We start from the raw sequence: 18997 nt of genomic DNA on the forward strand, positions 1-18997 counted from the left end.
AACCGCAGAAACTACTGTGGTGCCGCATCGCTTGCCGCCCCTGCGTTGCGGCATTCGTCCTGTCTCGACCTGATATTTTTGCCAGTTGTGACCTCCCCGCCTTAGCCCTCAAATACTCCCAGATCGCGATGTATGGCAATGACCATCCTCACCCGTCAGGGAGCACGCCCGCATGACCGAGCAAGCCGCTACCGCCCACACCTACGCCAAGCTCTTCCCCGAACAGTTGGCCAACCCGTGCAGCCCCGATGCGCCCGAATCGAACACCGGGCCCATCGCCTATCTGCACGCCCTCTATCAAAAGGCCCTGGAAATGGAGGCGGCCAGCACGGACACCCGCCGCCTGACACTGGCGCAACGGCGCCCGGACATCGGCGCACTACTGCTCGATCCCGGCAAACTGGAGCACCCCGTCAGCGCACTGACCCTGGCCATTCGCGCCCTCGCGTACCATGCTCAGGAACGTGCCGGGGCAAAGGCTTACTTGCCCGAGGTACTGGCCAGCGCAGGCCAGCATGCCCACCTGCCGTTCAACTATGCCCACGAGCAAGTCAAGGCGGTACTCTCGTACAAGCGAACTCCTTTATTCGAATTGCTACAGCAGACGCAATACAGCTACCCCAACTTCTGCTATGAAGGGCTGCGCAGCGATGAGCTGCGCCAGGCCATGCGTAACGCCAGCGGCTTCAGCCCCGCCCTGCAAGCGTTGCTTCTGGAAGAAAAGCCCTTGCGCGAGATCGGCAACGAATGGCGTCAGTGGTACGGGATGGCCGATATCGACGCCAAAAAGGCCATTGCTTCGTTGCACGATGTCGAAACATTCGGCCGCCGAACCGGGCTGAGCTTCGAGCAGATACTGGAAATGCTGGCCGTGGCCGGGATCGATGACAATGCCGCGGCCAGCTACAGCCTGGTGCGCAGCTCCGATGCCTACCGCCCCACCGGCAAGCCTGTGCTGGACAAATTCCATTACGGCGCGGCATACATCAATGCGCGCCGAAAAACGCCACTCACGATCAAGGATGGCTTGGCCGGGGCAGGTATCAAACCGCGGTTTGACTCAATCGATTACAACTGCCTGTCGCGTATGTACCAGATGATCCACCTGCAACGGGCGCTGGCGCTGCCATTCAAGGACGTCGACCTGCTGTTGACGTCGATCCTGCGTGCCGAAGGTCAGTTCGACAACTGGCACCTGTCGCCATCCACTATCCGTGCCATGGGGGTTTTCCGCTACCTGAACGAGGCCTACGGCATAAGCGCCGAACAGTTCGCCGCTCTGGTGTGTGAAATCAACCCGTTTGCGGTTGGCGAGCAAGCACCGATGCTCGACCGGATACTCGATGGCCCAGGTGCCGGCCAGCTCGACACACCCAACCCACTGATCCTCGACGATCGCGTATTCGACCCGGCCGATGGCAAGGACGGCCAGTTCAAGGTCGTGCCGGCACTGGCCAAGGCCTTGGGCGTGGATGAGCAGGCAACCTTGGTGTACCTCGCGCAGGTCAAGCAGGCGCAAGGGCTGAAGGTGTACAAAGTGTCGCTGTCGTTGATTTCTGCGCTGTATCGCCTCAGCCGCTTGCATCGCCTGTTCAAGCGCTCCGCCCGCGAAGCAAGCGCCTTGGTTGGGCTGCTGGCAACGACCGGCACCGATGTGCTTGCACAGCTGGCAGGCACGCCGCTGATCAGTGACGTCCCGGGTGCCAGCGATGTGCTCGACACCCTGGTCGCGCTTGGCAACCTTGACCAGTGGCTGCGTCAACAGCAGATCCTGCCCAGTGCTCTGCTGGTGACGTTGGCGCCAGTCCCCACAACGGAGCTAGCGGTGGGCAGCTCGCTGCAAAGTACCCTTCAGAAGCATGGCGAACTTATCAGGGAAGCTCTGCTTCCCAAGGCGACTGAAAGCGATCAGCAAGAGGCGGCAGCAAGCTTGCTGATGTTCGTTTTTGGCAACCTGCTGCCTCAGCCCGGCCTCAGCCTGCAGCACGTGACGGCACTATTGGGCTGGCCCGGTACGACAGCGTCGCAGGTGCTGAAGGCAGCAATGACGGTCCTCGATCAGAACAGCAAGACCAAGGCCGCTGACCGATGGGAATCAAGCCTGGTGTGGTCCAAAGCCGAGCGCCGCTGCGCGCTTGTTGGCCTGCTGCGTGTGAGCCCCGGCGTGCTAAGGGCACTGTGTGACAAGCCGGAATGGTTCGACCTGGAAAAGACCCCGGACGAGGCCATTACCCTCGACCTGTGCTATCAACTCAGTCGCTTCCGGGATTGGGTCGAGGTGGGCAGAGCCAATGGCGCCGATGAGCGTGACGTCATCGGTTATCTGACCAGGCACCGTTTCTCCACCGTTCCAGAAAAAGTTACCCAAGCCGTCAAGGCATTGGGCACCTTGATAGGGTGGGATGAGCGCGAAGTGGAAGAGGCCTGCCCGAACATCATGACGGAACAGGCGGTAGAGGACACAAGGCCGACCTTTGACGACTTCCTGGAAACACTTTCCGACAGAGAACGTGACTACTACAACGTACGAGGAATCAAGCTCCACTTCGAGGCATTTATTGTGCGCCGAACGGGCAAGACCCAATACTTTGCTCCGTTCCAAGGTTTTGTGGACAAACTGATTGAATTTCTCAAGCAAAACCCGGGGCCGCTGCTACTCACACCGGACCAGTACCAAAAAGGATATAAGCCTGATGCATGGGTAGCGAGGTCGGAAGAAAAAAAAACAGACGCCGAGTTTGGCTACTTCCCGATTGCCATGGAAGCACTCGCTGACCGGCCTGGAACGGTCAATCGTCTGGTCGGCACGTCCTGTGTGCCCAGCACCATCAGCGACATCGACTATATCCTGCGGCTGAAACGGCTCAGCGAAAAGACCGGCCTGGCCTGCAACTCACTGCTGAGCCTCAGCGAGCTTAACGAAACCTCGCCGTACCGGGAGTTCGAGGGTGCCAGCCAGTTGCTGATGGCCAGCGTCGATGACGCGCTGCGCGAAGTAGTAGACAAGCAGATGCGCGAACACTGGCGCGACGCACTGGCCGGCTACCTGATCGCACACTGGGCACCGCCCGAGCCTGATGCGAAACCCAAAGTGGCCTCCTTCGATGACCTGTCGAGTTACTGCCTGACCGATATCCAGGTCGCCAGCGAGGTCACCACCACGTTGCTGAACCAGGCCATCGGCAGCCTGCAGCACTACCTTTCACGGCTGTTTGCGCGGCTTGAGCCGGGGTATGGCGACGCCGGGCCTTCCGGCGAGGATCAGGCTGAATGGCAGAATGGGCTGGGGCAGTACGGTACGTGGAAACGCCTGATCGACCGCTACAACCACCCCGCCAACCTCATCTACTACGCCAACCGCACCAACAAGAGCGTGGCGTTCCAGGAACTGGAGGTGGCCCTCAACCAGGGCAAGATGGACACCTCGCTGCTGCACACCGCCATCTGCAGCTACCTGGCCAAGTTCGAACGGGTCAGCAACCTGCAAGTGGTCAGCGGCTACCTGGACGGGCACAACCCCAAGCAGGACACCTATCACCTTATCGCCAAGACCAATACCACACCCTACGAGTATTACTGGCGAACGCTGGACATCAGCCTGCGTGACGATCAGAACCGGCTAAGCCCGCTGGCCTGGAGCGAGTGGGAGAAAATTGACCTGGCGGCCACGGGTGAAATAGCCCAAAGCAAGTCCGATGGCAAGCTTCACGACACCGTACGCCCGGTGGTCATCGCTGGTCGCCGGTATGTGTTCTGGGCAGAGCGTGGCAGCACTGACCTGCCGGATCACAACAACCAGAACAAGACCTTGCATAACAAGCGCAAGCTGTCGGTGAATTTCATATTCCAACAAAGCGACGCAACCTGGAGTACCAGTAATGAGCTGTTCTGCCTGAATGGCTATAAAGACGGAAAATGGGATGAAACACGCGCAAAAGATGTGAACTTCATGCCTGGTTTGATCGTGGTGGTTCAGGAAAACAGTGATAATGAGCTGTGGCTGACTGCGCTATTGCATGACAGCGAAAAGAAACTGGAAAAAGAAAAAGATACGCAACATGTGCGGAATACCGACTACTATCTTGAAGCGCGAGACCTCCTGCTGCTAGAGAACAAGGTGATAAATGATAAAGATGCTGACACACTCTATGCTTCGCTCTTGGAATCTTACAAAAACGCGCACGACATCCAGCATCCTTACAACGGCAATCCAAGGCATTTAAAACTAAAAGACTCCAGCATCAAAGACGCTGCCATTGATGTTGATTTTTCTACTCCCAGCAAAGACACCATTCGCATCAATATACACCTACCCACACCCAAAGATGATCCCTTTTATGTTACACTGGAAGAATTCAGTATTGCAGAAGTCTTTGCAGACAACAAAAAAATTAAAGGAGATAGAAGCGACCTTAGGAATTGCCGCTCATCAAAAGCCAAAACCCCAATCGAATTCAAAATCGAAGCAAGAACATACAAGGAAATCAAGATAAAACTTGCCCGGGAAGTTGTTTTGTCAACCCCTAAAAAAACCGATCACAGAATTATCGAATTGGGGGAAGCTGTATACGAGATAAAGTCAAATACCGACGCTGACGAAACTTGGACTATTTCCCTTGCATCCAATGCAAACCAGGCACAATATCTCGACCTGAGTCAGGTTGCAAAGGATAACCCTGAACTCCCAACACATAAGATCCGCCTCAATACACTGTTCGGCAAGAACCTCGTCGCACGCGCCAGCCAGGGGGTAGAGAGGGTACTTGCTTGGGACACGCAAGAACTGCAAGAACCGAGCCTTGAATCAGACTCGAAAGCGCCTGTCGACATGGACTTCCATGGCGCTAACGCTCTTTACTTCCGAGAACTTTTCTTGCATGTACCGGCTCTGGTGGCCATGCGCCTGACCGAACAACAACAGTTCGAAGAAGCCGAAGACTGGTACCTGCGTTACCTGTTCAACCCTTACCGGAGCAAAGACGACGCGCATGGCCGCCCCGCCCCCTGGGGCACCCGTCCGCTTTCCCAGGTGGGCACCTTGAGTTCTTCCCTGCGCAAGGGTGTCGATCCCATCAGCCGGGTGTTCACCCTTTCGCGTCACTACCAGCAGGCGATCTACTTGTCGCTGCTGGAAAACTGGCAGTTACAGGGCGACCATTTCTACCGTCAGCTCACCCTCAGTTCACTGAACCAGGCCTGGCTTTGCTACCAGCAGGCGCAACAGTTGCTCGGCCCGCTGCCACAAGGCAGCAATGCCTCGCGCTGGAACGCTGTGACCTTGGCCTCGGTCAACGAGGGCAGCTTCCGCCGACCCATCAATGGCCGGGTGCTTGACCTGCACCAAACCCTGCAAAGCCGGCTGTACAACCTGCGCAATGGGCTTACCCTTGATGGCAAAAAGCTCCCGCCGCTGGACTGGGGCAGCGAAAGCCTGGACGCTTTCGACAATGGGCGAGGCGGCGTGAGCAATCTGCCTATCCCTTACAGCAGTGGCCAGGTTGATATCCCGCACTACCGCTTCCGTCAACTGCTGCCCCTCGCCAAGGCAGCCGCCCAGCAGTTGTCGGATTTCGGCCGGCACTACATGAGTTTGATGGAGGAAGAGTTCAACACCAGCCTGTCGGTGCAATTGAAAGCGCAGGATATCAAGATGGCCGAGTTTGCAATTCGCTTGCAAAAAGAGGCCATCAGCGGCGTGACAGCCAAGAAAAAGGTACTGCTGCTCAGCCGCGACAAAGCACTGGCGCAGAAACAGTACTTGAGCGATCTCATTGATGTGGGTCGCTCACCTGAAGAGGAAAGCGCAACGGCGTTCACCTGGATGGGAAATACCTTCAGGATCGCCTCGCAAATTTTGAACACTTGTTCCGGTACGGTCGCGACGGTAACACCGACCATCTTCGGGCTCGCGGTCGGAGGCACCGAACCTAAAGGTGCACTGCAAGCTTATGCCGAGGACTTCGCTACTGGGGGCATGATAGCGGACTCTATCGCGGCAGAGCTGAAGGCCCAGGCAGATTACAATCGCCGCGCTGCCGAATGGACGTTCAATGAAGCCCAGACCGAATGGGACCTAAAAATAATCGATCAGCAAGTGAAAGAAACCAATATCGAACTCAATGCCAGCACCATTGCCCTTGAACAGTGCCAACAGGACCTGGTTAACCTGAAGGAAGCCTACGTCTCCATGACCACCGGGTTTACCATCATCCCCGTCTATAACTGGCTGGTGGCACGCCAGGAGTATATCTACGGGGCGGCCTACGACGCTGTACGCTCACTGTGCATGGGGGTAGAGGCCGCTTGGCGCTATGAAATCGGCGACTACCGGCGTGACAGCTTCATCGATACCAGCGCCTGGCGCGACAACTACAAAGGCATGCTGGCGGGCGAATCGCTGCTGCTGAACCTGCAGCAGATGGAAAATGAATACCTGGCCAGAAACGAGCGGCGGTTGACTATCAAGAAGACCTTCAGCCTCAAGAACCAGCTGGACAGTGATGCAACCAAGGCCGAAGAAAAGTGGGCCGATATTTTCAAGAAGAATGCTAAACGCAACACCCCGCTGACCCACACGTTCGAATTCAAGGCAGATGATTTCGACAAAAGTTACCCGGGTCAGTACCTCCGCCAACTGAAATATGTGTCCGTCACGCTCGTACTCAAGGCAGACAAACAGCCGCAAGAGCTGTGTGCAATCCTCAAGCAAACAGCCAGTACCACGCTGCTTGAGCCTCACAAGGATGCAGCTCGCTCCTTCTATCCAGGCACGGAGGACGACGTCGTGGTGAAGAGCGCGAAAGATAATCCCAGACTGGTCCTGCGTAACCCCCGCGAAAACCAGCAGATCGCGTTGTCGTCAACCGTGGCCGAAGACGGGCTTGGCTACGATGCCGGTACCTGGGTGTATGAATTGATGTTCCACGATGGCCGTTACCTGCCGTTCGAAGGTACCGGCGCTATCTCGCAGTGGACGCTGGAGCTATTGGGCGATGAGGGCCTGCTCAAGGACCTTTCGATCATCGAGGACATACGGTTCAACATGGTTTATACGGCCAAGGCGGGCGATGGCGATTTCATCAAGGAGATAGACAAGGTCAGGAAAGGGGTTGCCACAGCGCAACAAGGCGATGCGTAACGGCTGATGGCCTCGGGGGCTGCTTCCGCAGCCCCAATCCTGTGCAAAGCAACCCCCCTGGCACCAACCTGGCCCGGACAAACGCCCCAACACCTCGCACACCCCCTCTATCCCGCCGCTTTCGCCACTAGGCACACCCCTTGCAACGCCCCTCCCCGCTTGGCCAACACCATAAAAACACTCAGCGGAGAGAGCACATGAAGCGTCGCAGTCTGATCAAGGCCTTTACCCTCAGCGCATCCATTGCCGCCATGGGCCTGAGCTGGAGCATCCAGGCCGCCGAAACCATCAAGGTCGGCATCCTGCATTCGCTGTCCGGGACCATGGCGATTTCCGAGACCTCGCTCAAGGACATGGCGCTGATGACCATCGACGAGATCAACGCCAAGGGCGGTGTGAACGGCAAGCTGCTCGAACCGGTGGTGGTAGATCCGGCTTCCAATTGGCCGCTGTTCGCTGAAAAGAGCCGCCAACTGCTGACCCAGGACAAGGTCGCGGTGGTGTTCGGCTGCTGGACCTCGGTGTCGCGCAAATCGGTGCTGCCGGTGTTCGAGGAGCTCAACGGCCTGCTGTTCTACCCGGTGCAGTACGAGGGCGAAGAGATGTCGCCGAACGTGTTCTACACCGGCGCCGCGCCCAACCAGCAGGCCATTCCGGCCGTGGAATACCTGATGAGCGAGGATGGCGGCAGCGCCAAGCGCTTCTTCCTGCTGGGCACCGACTATGTCTACCCGCGCACTACCAACAAGATCTTGCGCGCCTACCTGCACAGCAAGGGTGTGGCCGACAAGGACATCGAAGAGGTCTACACCCCATTTGGTCACGCCGATTACCAGACCATCGTCGCCAACATCAAGAAGTTCTCCGCCGGCGGCAAGACGGCGGTTATCTCTACCGTCAACGGCGATTCCAACGTGCCGTTCTACAAGGAACTGGCCAATCAGGGCCTGAAGGCCACCGACGTGCCGGTGGTGGCGTTCTCGGTGGGCGAAGAAGAGCTGCGCGGCATCGACACCAAGCCACTGGTGGGCCATCTGGCGGCGTGGAACTACTTCGAGTCGGTGGATAACCCGGTCAACCAGAAGTTCGTCGCCGACTGGAAGGCCTACGCCAAGGCCAAGGGCCTGCCGGGTGCCGACAAGGCCGTGACCAACGACCCCATGGAAGCCACCTACGTGGGCATCCATATGTGGGCACAGGCCGCCGAGAAGGCCAAGTCTACCGATGTCGACAAGGTGCGCGAGGCACTGGCGGGGCAGACCTTCAAGGCGCCGTCGGGCTTTACCCTGACCATGGACAAGACCAACCACCACCTGCACAAGCCGGTGATGATCGGCGAGATCCAGGATGACGGGCAGTTCAGCGTGGTCTGGGAGACCGAGCGGCCGCTGCGGGCACAGCCTTGGAGCCCGTTCATTCCGGGCAATGACAAACGGCCGGACTATGCAGTGAAAGGTAACTGAGTGCATGGGGCTGCTCTGCAGCCCATTCGCGGGCTCGCCCGCTCCCACAGGGGTTATGCAGTGTTCAAGACCTGCACAGTACCTGTGGGAGCGGGCATGCCCGCGAAGAATCCACCGCCGTTTTTCAGGATTACCCGCATGCTCAGACTGCTGCTCACCCTGTTCCTGCTAATCCCTCTGGCAACCCAGGCCAGCGAGGGCGAATTCTTCCTCACCGCCAAACCCGCCGAGCAAGCCCGCCTGCTCGAAAGCTGGGCGGCGCAACCCGACGCCGCACGCCTGCCGCTGCTGGACAACCTGCGCCAGGGCCGCATCGCCGCCGATGACACGCGCAAGGTGCGCCTGAACAACCGCCTGCGCGGCCTGATCGACAACGCCCTGGCCAGCCACCAACTACTCAGCGACAACAGCGCCACCCGCCTGGCCGCCGCGCAACAATTGCAAAAGAGCGCGCAACCGGCACAGATGGCCTTCCTCGACCGGCGCTTCGCCAGCGAGCCAGACGCCGCCGTGCACGCCGCCCTCGGCCTGGCCCTGGCCAACCTGCAACTGGGCGCCAGCGAGCCGGCCGTGCGCCTGGCTGCGGTGCGCCTGCTCGGCGAAACCGGTGACCCGCTGGCCCGCACCCGCCTCGAAGCCCTGCTGCAACCCGGCGCAGAAAGCGACCCGGGCGTGCGCACCGCAGCCGAAACCAGCCTGGCCCAGGTCAAGCGCAAGCTGCTGGTCGGCGAACTGCTTGGCCAGGCCTTCAGCGGCCTGTCGCTGGGCTCGATCCTGCTGCTGGCCGCGCTGGGCCTGGCGATCACCTTCGGCCTGCTCGGGGTGATCAACATGGCCCACGGCGAGATGCTCATGCTCGGCGCCTACAGCACCTACATGGTCCAGGTGCTGCTGCAGCGTTATGCCCCCGGTGCCATCGAGTTCTATCCACTGATCGCCCTGCCGGTGGCCTTCGCGGTCAGCGCCGGGGTCGGCATGGCTCTGGAGCGCACGGTGATCCGCCACCTCTACGGCCGCCCGCTGGAAACCCTGCTGGCCACCTGGGGCATCAGCCTGATCCTGATCCAGGCCATCCGCCTGCTGTTCGGCGCGCAGAACGTCGAGGTCAGCAACCCGGCCTGGCTGTCGGGCGGCATCCAGCTGCTGCCCAACCTGGTGCTGCCCTACAACCGTCTGGTGATCATTGGCTTCGCTCTCGCCGTGGTTCTGCTCACCTGGCTGCTGCTCAACCGCACGCGGCTCGGCCTGAACGTGCGCGCCGTCACTCAGAACCGCAACATGGCCGCCTGCTGCGGTGTGTCCACCGGGCGTGTCGACATGCTCGCCTTCGGCCTTGGTTCCGGCATCGCCGGCCTGGGTGGCGTGGCCTTGAGCCAGGTCGGCAACGTCGGCCCGGACCTGGGCCAGAGCTACATCATCGACTCGTTCCTGGTGGTGGTGCTCGGCGGCGTCGGCCAGCTGGCCGGCAGCCTGTGGGCAGCGTTCGGCCTCGGCATCGCCAACAAGCTGCTTGAGCCGCAGATTGGTGCGGTGCTCGGCAAGATCCTCATCCTTGCGTTGATCATTCTGTTCATCCAGAAGCGCCCGCAAGGCCTGTTCGCCCTCAAGGGACGGGTAATCGACTGATGAACCAGCCACTGCTTGTCACCGCTACGCAAAAGGCCGGGCCACGGCTGTCGCTGGCCATCGGCGCGGTCGTCGTCCTGCTGCTGGTGGCCCTGCCGCTGCTGTCGCTGCTGCCGGCTGATCACTCGCTGCAAGTTTCGGCCTACACCCTGACCCTGGTCGGCAAGATCCTCTGCTACGCCATCGTCGCCCTGGCCCTGGACCTGGTCTGGGGCTATGCCGGGTTGCTGTCGCTGGGCCACGGCCTGTTCTTCGCCCTCGGCGGCTACGCCATGGGCATGTACCTGATGCGCCAGGCGGCCGGCGACGGCCTGCCGGGGTTCATGACCTTCCTGTCCTGGACCGAACTGCCGTGGTACTGGGCCGGCACCCAGCACTTCGCCTGGGCCCTGTGCCTGGTGGTGCTGGCACCCGGGTTGCTGGCACTGGTGTTCGGCTGGTTTGCCTTCCGCTCGCGGATCAAGGGCGTGTACTTCTCGATCATGACCCAGGCGCTGACCTTCGCCGGCATGCTGCTGTTCTTCCGTAACGAAACGGGCTTCGGTGGCAACAACGGCTTCACCAGCTTCCGCACCATCCTTGGCTTCGACATCGCCGCGCAAGGCACCCGTGCAGTGCTGTTCCTGCTCACCGTCGGCCTGCTGCTGGCCAGCCTGTACCTGTGCTGGCGCCTGACCCAGAGCAAGTTCGGCCGCCTGCTCACCGCCGTGCGCGATGCCGAGAACCGCCTGATGTTCTGCGGCTACGACCCGCGTGGCTTCAAGCTGCTGGTGTGGGTGCTCAGCGCCGTGCTGTGCGGCCTGGCCGGTGCGCTGTACGTGCCGCAGGTGGGCATCATCAACCCCAGTGAAATGTCGCCGACCAACTCCATCGAAGCCGCCGTGTGGGTAGCCCTGGGCGGGCGTGGCACGCTGATCGGCCCACTGCTCGGCGCCGGCCTGGTCAATGGCATGAAGAGCTGGTTCACCGTGGCCTTCCCGGAGTTCTGGCTGTTCTTCCTCGGCGCGCTGTTCATCATCGTGACCCTGTACCTGCCCAAGGGCGTGGTCGGCCTGTTGAAGAAAAGGAGCCAGCCATGAGAGGCGTGCCCCCGGTGCATCCGGAATTCATGCTCGAACCCGTATTCGACACCCTCGGCAGCGGCCGCGAGGCGATCGGCCTGGGCCAGAGCCGCAAGGCCGGCCTCGACACTCGCCACGGCACGGTACTGAGCCTGGAGGACATCAGCGTCAGCTTCGACGGCTTCAAGGCCCTCAACGCACTTAACCTGTACATCGGCGTCGGTGAACTGCGCTGCATCATCGGCCCCAACGGCGCCGGCAAGACCACGATGATGGACGTGATCACCGGCAAGACCCGCCCTGACACCGGCAGCGCCTTCTTCGGCGACACCCTCGACCTGACCCGCATGAGCGAATACCAGATCGCCCAGGCCGGCATCGGCCGCAAGTTCCAGAAGCCCACGGTGTTCGAAGCACTGACTGTGTTCGAGAACCTGGAGCTGGCCCTGAAGACCGACAAGTCCGTATGGGCCAGCCTGGTCGCGCGCCTGAGCGGCGAACAGCGCCAGCGCATCGAGGACGTGCTGACCACCCTGCGCCTGCTGCCCTTGGCCCAGCGCCAGGCGGGCCTGCTGTCGCACGGGCAGAAGCAGTTCCTCGAGATCGGCATGCTGCTGGTGCAGGAACCACAACTGCTGCTGCTGGATGAACCGGTGGCGGGCATGACCGATGCCGAGACCGAGTTCACCGCCGAACTGTTCAAGGGCCTGGCCGGCAAGCATTCGTTGATGGTGGTGGAGCATGACATGGGCTTCGTCGGCAGCATTGCCGACCATGTCACCGTGCTGCACCAGGGCAGCGTGCTGGCGGAAGGTTCGCTGGAACAGGTGCAGGCGGATGAGCGGGTGGTCGAGGTGTATCTGGGCCGCTAGACAAGGAAACCTGTACCGGCCTCTTCGCGGGTAAACCCTCCCACAGGGGATTGCGCAGTACCTGTGGGAGCGGGCTTGCCCGCGAAGAGGCCCGCACAGGCAAAGCAGATCTGTCAGGAACTACATATGCTGAAAATCGACACCCTGCACCAGTACTACGGCGGCAGCCACATCCTGCGCGGCCTGTCCTTCGAAGCCAAGGTCGGCGAAGTCACCTGCCTGTTGGGCCGTAATGGCGTGGGCAAGACCACCCTGCTGCGCTGCCTGATGGGACTGGTACCGGCCCGTGAAGGCAGCGTCGAGTGGGAAGGCAAGCCGATCACCACGCTCAAGCCCCAGCAGCGGGTGCACGCCGGAATCGCCTACGTGCCTCAGGGCCGTGAGATCTTCCCGCGCCTGACTGTCGAAGAAAACCTGCTGATGGGCCTGTCGCGCTTCCCGGCCCGCGAGGCACGCGAAGTCCCCGCGTTCATCTATGAACTGTTCCCGGTGCTGGAGCAGATGAAGCAACGCCGCGGCGGCGACCTGTCCGGTGGCCAGCAGCAACAACTGGCCATTGGCCGGGCCCTGGCCAGCCGCCCGCGGTTGCTCATTCTCGACGAACCGACCGAAGGCATTCAGCCCTCGGTGATCAAGGAAATCGGCGCGGTGATCCGCCGTCTGGCCGAGCGCGGCGACATGGCGATCCTGCTGGTCGAGCAATTCTACGACTTCGCCGAAGAACTGGCCGACCAGTACCTGGTCATGGCCCGGGGCGAGATCATCCAGCGTGGCCGCGGTGAAAACATGCAAGCCGAAGGTGTGCGGGGGCTGGTAACCATTTAATCTGCATCCAACGACCCTGCGAGACGCTGTCATGAGTTACGAAATCCGCGATGCCCTGGCCACCGACGTGCCGGGCATCCTCGACATCTACAACGACGCCGTGCGTAACACCACGGCGATCTGGAACGAGAACCCGGTGGACCTGGGCAACCGCCAGGCCTGGTTCGAAGCACGGGCGCAGCAGGGCTATCCGATCCTGGTGGCGGTGGATGACACCGGTGTGCTGGGTTATGCGTCCTTTGGCGACTGGCGGCCGTTCGAAGGTTTTCGCCTGACCGTGGAACACTCGGTGTATGTGCGTGGTGACCAGCGCGGCAAGGGGCTGGGCCCGGTGCTGATGGCGGCGCTGATCGAGCGCGCGCGTGGGTGTGGCAAGCATGTGATGGTCGCGGCCATCGAAAGTGGCAATGCCGCCTCGGTACGGCTGCATGAGCGGCTGGGCTTCGTGGTGACCGGGCAGATGCCGCAGGTGGGGGTGAAATTTGGCCGCTGGCTGGATTTGACCTTCATGCAGCTGGTGCTGAACCCGGGGGCAGAACCCACCTGAGATTGATGTTGGCTGTGCTGGCCTCTTCGCGGGCTCGCCCGCTCCCACAGGGATCGCACAAGATTTGAGATCTGCGCAGTACCTGTGGGAGCGGGCATGCCCGCGAAGAGGCCGGGGTTGCAAACCTCACATCTGGGTGAACCTGCCCAGCCGCTGCCTCAGCATGCTGTTCTCACTGCGCAGCTGCTGCACCTCTTGCAGCAGCTCCAGCGCCAGCGCCACCCCTTCCCACTCCAGTTCCAGCTCCTGATGCAGCTTCGCCGCGCGCTTGGCCAATAGCGGCGCCTGATCGTCGAACAACCAGTCCTCCGGCGTTCGCCCGGAAGGTTCGACAATGCCGTGCTCGACGATCTCGATCACGCAGTCAGCCGTGATATCGGCTTCCTGACACAGGGTACGCATGTCCAGTTGAACGATCAGGGTGCTGCTCATGATCACTTACTCCATTGTGTCCTCGGGTCGAACGCCGCTTTCTCGGAAAGCTGGGTCCACAGTTCACGGATGGCGGCGTCGGATGCCGGCGGCATCACCACTTTCAGCTGCGCGTAAAGGTTGCCGCGCTCGCCGTGCTTGTTCGCCAGGCCCATGCCCGGCACGCGCAGGCGCTGGCCGCTCTGGCTGTCGGGGCGGATGGTCAGGTTGATCTTGCCGGTCAGGGTCGGCACCGCCACCTTGGTGCCCAGGGCAGCCTCCCACGGCGCCAGTGGCACGGTGATGATCAAGTCATGGCCTTCGACATCGAACAGCGGATGCGGCGCCATGCGCACGGTCAGGAACAGGTCGCCGTTGGCACCACCGCCAACGCCCGGGGCGCCCTGGCCCTTGAGGCGGATGCGCTCGCCGTCGGTGACCCCGGCAGGGATCTTCACGTTCAGGGTCTTGGTGGTGAACCCGGTGCGCTGGCCGGCCGCATTGGTCTGCGGCACCTGGAAACTGATCTGCTTGGATTCCTTGCTGAGGGTTTCTTCCAGGAAGATCGCCAGTTCAAGTTCCACGTCCTGCCCCCGCCTGCCGGCACTGCGTTGTTGTTGCCGGCCGCCGCCACCGAACGGGTTACCGCCGCGAGCACCGAAGATCGAGCTGAAGAAGTCGGAGAAGTCACCGCCTTCGAAGCCACCGCCAGCGCCACCTGCGCCACCACGGCTCTGCCAGCCTGGCGGCGCCTGGAACGGCCGGCCATGCTGGCCGCCGTACTTGCGGATTTCGTCGAACTCGGCGCGCTTCTGCGCGTCACCCAGCACCTCGTAGGCCTCGTTGGCCTCCTTGAACTTGTCCTCGGCGTCGCGTTCCTTGCTGACGTCAGGGTGATACTTGCGCGCCAGCTTGCGGTAAGCGGCCTTGATCGCCTTCTCGTCCGCCGTGGGCTCTACGCCGAGTATCTTGTAATAGTCTTTGAAGTCCATCTATGGATCACCAATGTGAATTTTCGTATTGCATCTGAAGATAGGGCTCAAGCATAGCCTTTCAAGTGCGCTTGGAGTTGCCTCAAGGCAGACGATCGGTCTTGATTCTGTAGCCAACTCGCATACACTGCGCGGCCGTTTTGCCTCCGGAAGCCTTTTCCCATGTCTGACGTATCGCCGGCCCGCGCCCTGGGCATCGACTTCGGCACCTCCAACTCCACGGTCGGCTGGCACCGCGAGGGCGCTTCGTCGCTGATCGCCCTGGAAGACGGCAAGATCACCCTGCCCTCTGTGGTGTTCTTCAACATCGAGGAGCGTCGCCCGGTGTACGGTCGCCTGGCGCTGCAGGAGTACCTGGAAGGCTACGAAGGCCGCCTCATGCGCTCGCTCAAAAGCTTGCTGGGCTCCAAGCTGATCAAGCACGACACCAGCGTGCTGGGCAGCGCCCTGCCGTTCAAGGACCTGCTCGGCATGTTCATCGGCGAGCTGAAAAAGCGTGCCGAGGCTGCCGCCGGTCGCGAATTCGAGCAGGTGGTGCTGGGTCGCCCGGTGTTCTTCGTCGATGAAGACCCGGCAGCCGACCAGGAGGCCGAGGACACCCTTGCCGAGGTGGCGCGCAAGATCGGCTTCAAGGACGTGTCGTTCCAGTATGAGCCGATTGCCGCAGCGTTCGACTACGAGTCAGGCATCAGCGCTGAAGAACTGGTGCTCATCGTTGATATCGGCGGTGGTACTTCGGACTTTACCCTGATCCGCCTGTCACCCGAGCGCCATCGGGTGGCCGAGCGCCAGAGCGACATCCTCGCCACTGGCGGTGTGCACATTGGCGGTACCGACTTCGACAAGCAGCTGAGCCTGCAGGGCGTGATGCCGCTGTTCGGCTACGGCAGCCGGATGAAGAGCGGCGCGCTGATGCCGACCAGCTACCACCTGAACCTGGCGACCTGGCACACCATCAACGCCCTGTATTCACAGAAGTCGCAGCTGGCACTGGGCAGCATGCGCTACGACATCGAGGACACCCTGGGCATCGATCGCCTGTTCAAGCTGATCGAGGAGCGCGCCGGGCACTGGCTGGCGATGGAAGTGGAAGCCAGCAAGATCGAGCTGACCGAGCAGGACAGCCGCCGCGTCGACCTCAGCCGTATCGAGCGCGAGCTCGGTGTGGACCTGACCCGGGTGCTGTTCGAGGAGGCCATCGAGGGGCTGCTGGAACGCGTGCGCGGCAGTGTGACCGAGTTGCTGGTCAAGGCTGGCGTGAGCGCGGGCCAGGTGGATACGGTGTTCTTCACCGGCGGTTCGAGCGGTATTCCGGCCTTGCGCAACAGCGTGTCGGCGATGCTGCCCAATGCGCGGCACGTGGAAGGCAACATCTTTGGCAGCATCGGTAGCGGCCTGGCTATCGAGGCGCGCAAGCGCTACGGCGCTGCCTGAGCAATTTTGGGGCGGCTTTGCAGCCCTTTCGCGACACAAGGCCGCTCCTACAGGTGACCGCGTTCCCTTGTAGGAGCGGCCTTGTGTCGCGAAAGGGCCGCAAAGCGGCCCCAGCGATCTGTCAGACCAGCTCGGCCCGCTTCAGCTCACTCTTCAGGTAGGCGTAATAGACCGGCCCCGCCACCACCCCCGGCAAGCCGAACGCCGCCTCGAACACCAGCATCGCCAGCAACAGCTCCCAGGCCTTGGCGCTGATCTGCCCACCGACGATCTTGGCGTTGAGGAAATACTCGACCTTGTGGATCACGATCAGATACCCCAGCGCCGCCGCCGCCACCCAGATCGACAACGACATGCCGACAATGGTGATCAGGGTGTTGGACATCAGGTTGCCAATGACTGGCAGTAGCCCGAGCAGGAAAGTCAGTACGATCAGTGTCTTGGTCAGCGGCAGGTGCACCCCGAACAATGGCATCACCACGGCGAGGAAGATCCCGGTGAACGCAGTGTTGAGCATCGAGATCTTGATCTGCGCGAAGACGATGTTGCGAAATGCCTGCACCAGCAGGTTCAGCCGCTCGAACAGGGCCGCAGCCAATGGCTTGCGCCGGGAAATGTCGGGGATGCGCTGCAGGGCGATGATGGCGCCGAGGATCATGCCGATCAGCAGCGTCACGAACATGTGCGCCATACCCTTGCCCACCAGCTGCAGGTCGCTCAGGTGGCTCTTGATCCAGTCACCGATGGCCACCTTGAACTCCGCCGCACTGGCCGGCAGGTAGGCTTCGATGAACGGTGGCAGCTGGCTGCGGGCGCGCTCGACCAAAGTCATGAACTTGTCCAGCGAGGCCCCGGGGTTCTCAGCCTCGTGCAGCAGGAAGCTGAAGGCACCGGCAATCAGCAGGGTCAGGACGCTGACCACCAGCACCCCCAGCAGCGCCACCGCCAGCCAGCGCGCACGCTGCCCGGCGATCAGCGGTTGCAGGCGCGGGGTGAGCATGTTCACCAGCTCGAACACCAACAGGCCGGCCAGCAGGCTGGGCAGCAACTTCAGGGGCAGAGCTAGCAACAGGCCGGCCATGACGATGATCAGGCTGGCCAAGGTGATCTGGCGGGGGGTGAAAGTCATACAGCCTCGACGGCAGACGGCGGGAATGGCCGCAGTCTGCCAGCCTTCAGCACACAGGCATAGGCGCAGGTCACTTCTTCTTCAGGCAGTCGCTCATGAACGCCTTGCGTTCGTCACCCTTGAGCGCCTTGGTGCTGGCGTCGGCGTTGCAGGTTTTCATCTTTTCCTGCTGCGACTGCGGCACGTCCTTCTTCAGGCAGGTGCTCATGAACGCTTTGCGCTCATCGCCCTTGAGTGCCTTGGCCGTGGCGTCGGCGTTGCAGGTTTTCATCTTTTCCTGTTGCGCCGTGTTGGCGGCAAATCCTTGCGCACTGAACAGCACAGCCAGAGCCAGCAGTGGCACGTGCAGCATCTTCATGGAGTGGTCTCCTTGTCTCCGCGCCCGATGCACGGACATGTGCCTGAGTGTAGACAAGGTTTCTGACATTTTGCCTGGGCATGGATGGGCCTTCATGATGACCTTGGCCGGGGGCCATCCGGGCCGCGCCAGTACGCGGCTAAAGCCCGGCTGCCTTGAGCCGCGCCGCATGTTCGGTGAACAGCCGCAGCGGCTCGACCCCCTTGCCCACCGCGCCTAGCGACTGGTTGACGATGTCCAGGTGATCGAGCGGAAAGTCATCGCCGATCACCTGCCCCAGGTGCGAGCTGAAGCGTCCGATCATGCCGTCGCAATGGCCCTTTTCCCTGACGAAACTGCGCGCAAACAGCCGGCAGAAATAGCTGCTGCCGTCGAAGCGGTTGCGCCCCTGGTCGGTCAGCCCCGGTTGCAAGGTGCCAGACCAGGAGTAGTAGCGCACGCCATTCACTTCATACGCGCCTTCCCCACCCCAGGTTTCCGGCAGCCCCCTGTGGATAAGCCTGGTTGAACAGCGCCACGCCGGCACTGGTCAGGGCCTGATGCGAAGCATGCACGTCGACCGGCAGCGGGTCGCGCCGCCAGCCGGTTTCCAGCCATACCAGCAACACCGCCAGGCCATGCAGGACGGCCTTGAGCATGCGCCCTTGGGGTGAATCCCCAGGCGCCGAGCGCTCAAGGTGATCGGCCAGTTCCGAGCCATGGTTGGGCCCCGCCACCGAAGTGACCGAAGCGACCCGACCCGGCCGTTTGGCCGCCGCATAGCGTGCGTTGAGCGCCCCCTGGCTGTGGCCGATGAGGTTGACCTTGGCAGCGCCGGTGCGCTGGCAGATGTCTTCGATGATCGCCAGTAACTGCTCGCCGCGCACTTCATTGGAATGCACCGGCGAGACCTGTACCGGAAACACCTGGGCGCCGCCCTTGCGCAATGCCGGCACGATGCCGAACCAGTACGGATAGAGCAGCACCCGGACAAATCCGAGCATGCCCGGCACCAGCACCAACGGGTATCGCGTGGCCAACGCCTGCTGCATGGCTTGAACTCCTTTGCGTGGACGACCAGCCAACACTAGCGCCGCTTCGATGACCACCGCAATCGAACTCCTGGCGCTTCGCAGGGTTCCAAGCCAAACAGACCCTTTGC

The 18997-nt window shown here is 61.5% G+C and carries 12 protein-coding genes and 1 pseudogene; 8 read left to right on the forward strand and 5 right to left on the reverse strand.

Translation table 11 applies throughout. The features are described from left to right. The first annotated feature begins 172 nt into the window (after nt 1-172). The 7 genes from APH33_RS25535 (at nt 173) to APH33_RS25565 (ending at nt 13532) form a co-directional block, all read left to right on the forward strand. A complete protein-coding gene (locus APH33_RS25535) occupies nt 173-7138 on the forward strand; it encodes a neuraminidase-like domain-containing protein (protein WP_054887824.1) in 6966 nt (2321 codons plus the stop codon). A 197-nt stretch (nt 7139-7335) separates the two neighbouring features. Then, nucleotides 7336-8601 carry an urea ABC transporter substrate-binding protein gene (urtA, locus tag APH33_RS25540; RefSeq protein WP_054887825.1) on the forward strand — a complete coding sequence of 422 codons (1266 nt, stop codon included), beginning with the start codon at nt 7336-7338 and terminating at the stop codon, nt 8599-8601. 96 nt (nt 8602-8697) lie between these two features. Beyond that, entirely contained in the window at nt 8698-10227 is a 1530-nt protein-coding gene (gene urtB / locus APH33_RS25545) for an urea ABC transporter permease subunit UrtB (RefSeq protein WP_371263274.1), read from the forward strand. Further along, nucleotides 10227-11306, forward strand: coding sequence for an urea ABC transporter permease subunit UrtC (gene urtC / locus APH33_RS25550; protein WP_054887827.1), 1080 nt, complete (start codon nt 10227-10229; stop codon nt 11304-11306). Before urtB ends, urtC begins: the two co-directional genes overlap by 1 nt. Continuing rightward, the gene (gene urtD / locus APH33_RS25555) at nt 11303-12160 is read left to right on the forward strand and encodes an urea ABC transporter ATP-binding protein UrtD (RefSeq protein ID WP_177332447.1); all 858 of its coding nucleotides are present in this window, start codon (nt 11303-11305) and stop codon (nt 12158-12160) included. The genes urtC and urtD overlap by 4 nt, the downstream gene beginning before the upstream one ends. A gap of 126 nt (nt 12161-12286) precedes the next feature. Next, the gene (urtE, locus tag APH33_RS25560) at nt 12287-12985 is read left to right on the forward strand and encodes an urea ABC transporter ATP-binding subunit UrtE (protein WP_054887828.1); all 699 of its coding nucleotides are present in this window, start codon (nt 12287-12289) and stop codon (nt 12983-12985) included. A gap of 31 nt (nt 12986-13016) precedes the next feature. Beyond that, entirely contained in the window at nt 13017-13532 is a 516-nt protein-coding gene (locus APH33_RS25565) for a GNAT family N-acetyltransferase (RefSeq protein ID WP_054887829.1), read from the forward strand. 126 nt (nt 13533-13658) lie between these two features. Here the strand turns inward: APH33_RS25565 and APH33_RS25570 are convergent, their stop codons facing one another. Next, entirely contained in the window at nt 13659-13964 is a 306-nt protein-coding gene (locus APH33_RS25570; RefSeq protein WP_054887830.1) for a chaperone modulator CbpM, read from the reverse strand. Between the two features lie 2 nt (nt 13965-13966). Next, entirely contained in the window at nt 13967-14935 is a 969-nt protein-coding gene (gene cbpA / locus APH33_RS25575) for a curved DNA-binding protein (RefSeq protein WP_054887831.1), read from the reverse strand. A 162-nt stretch (nt 14936-15097) separates the two neighbouring features. Between cbpA and APH33_RS25580 the strand changes: the two genes are divergently transcribed. Continuing rightward, nucleotides 15098-16369: an Hsp70 family protein gene (locus tag APH33_RS25580; protein WP_054887832.1), complete on the forward strand. Its 1272-nt coding sequence runs from the start codon at nt 15098-15100 to the stop codon at nt 16367-16369. A gap of 121 nt (nt 16370-16490) precedes the next feature. Here APH33_RS25580 and APH33_RS25585 read toward each other — a convergent pair whose 3' ends face one another. The 3 genes and pseudogenes from APH33_RS25585 to APH33_RS25595 form a co-directional block, all read right to left on the reverse strand. Then, on the reverse strand, nt 16491-17498 hold the full coding sequence (locus APH33_RS25585; RefSeq protein ID WP_054887833.1) for an AI-2E family transporter: 1008 nt from the start codon (nt 17496-17498) through the stop codon (nt 16491-16493). A 70-nt stretch (nt 17499-17568) separates the two neighbouring features. After that, a complete protein-coding gene (locus APH33_RS25590) occupies nt 17569-17856 on the reverse strand; it encodes a PsiF family protein (protein WP_054887834.1) in 288 nt (95 codons plus the stop codon). 139 nt (nt 17857-17995) lie between these two features. Further along, nucleotides 17996-18887: pseudogene (locus tag APH33_RS25595) on the reverse strand (alpha/beta fold hydrolase). Nucleotides 18888-18997: the final 110 nt, after the last annotated feature.

The organism is Pseudomonas sp. NBRC 111130 (genome assembly GCF_001320485.1).
Classification (GTDB): Bacteria; Pseudomonadota; Gammaproteobacteria; order Pseudomonadales; family Pseudomonadaceae; genus Aquipseudomonas; species Aquipseudomonas vlassakiae.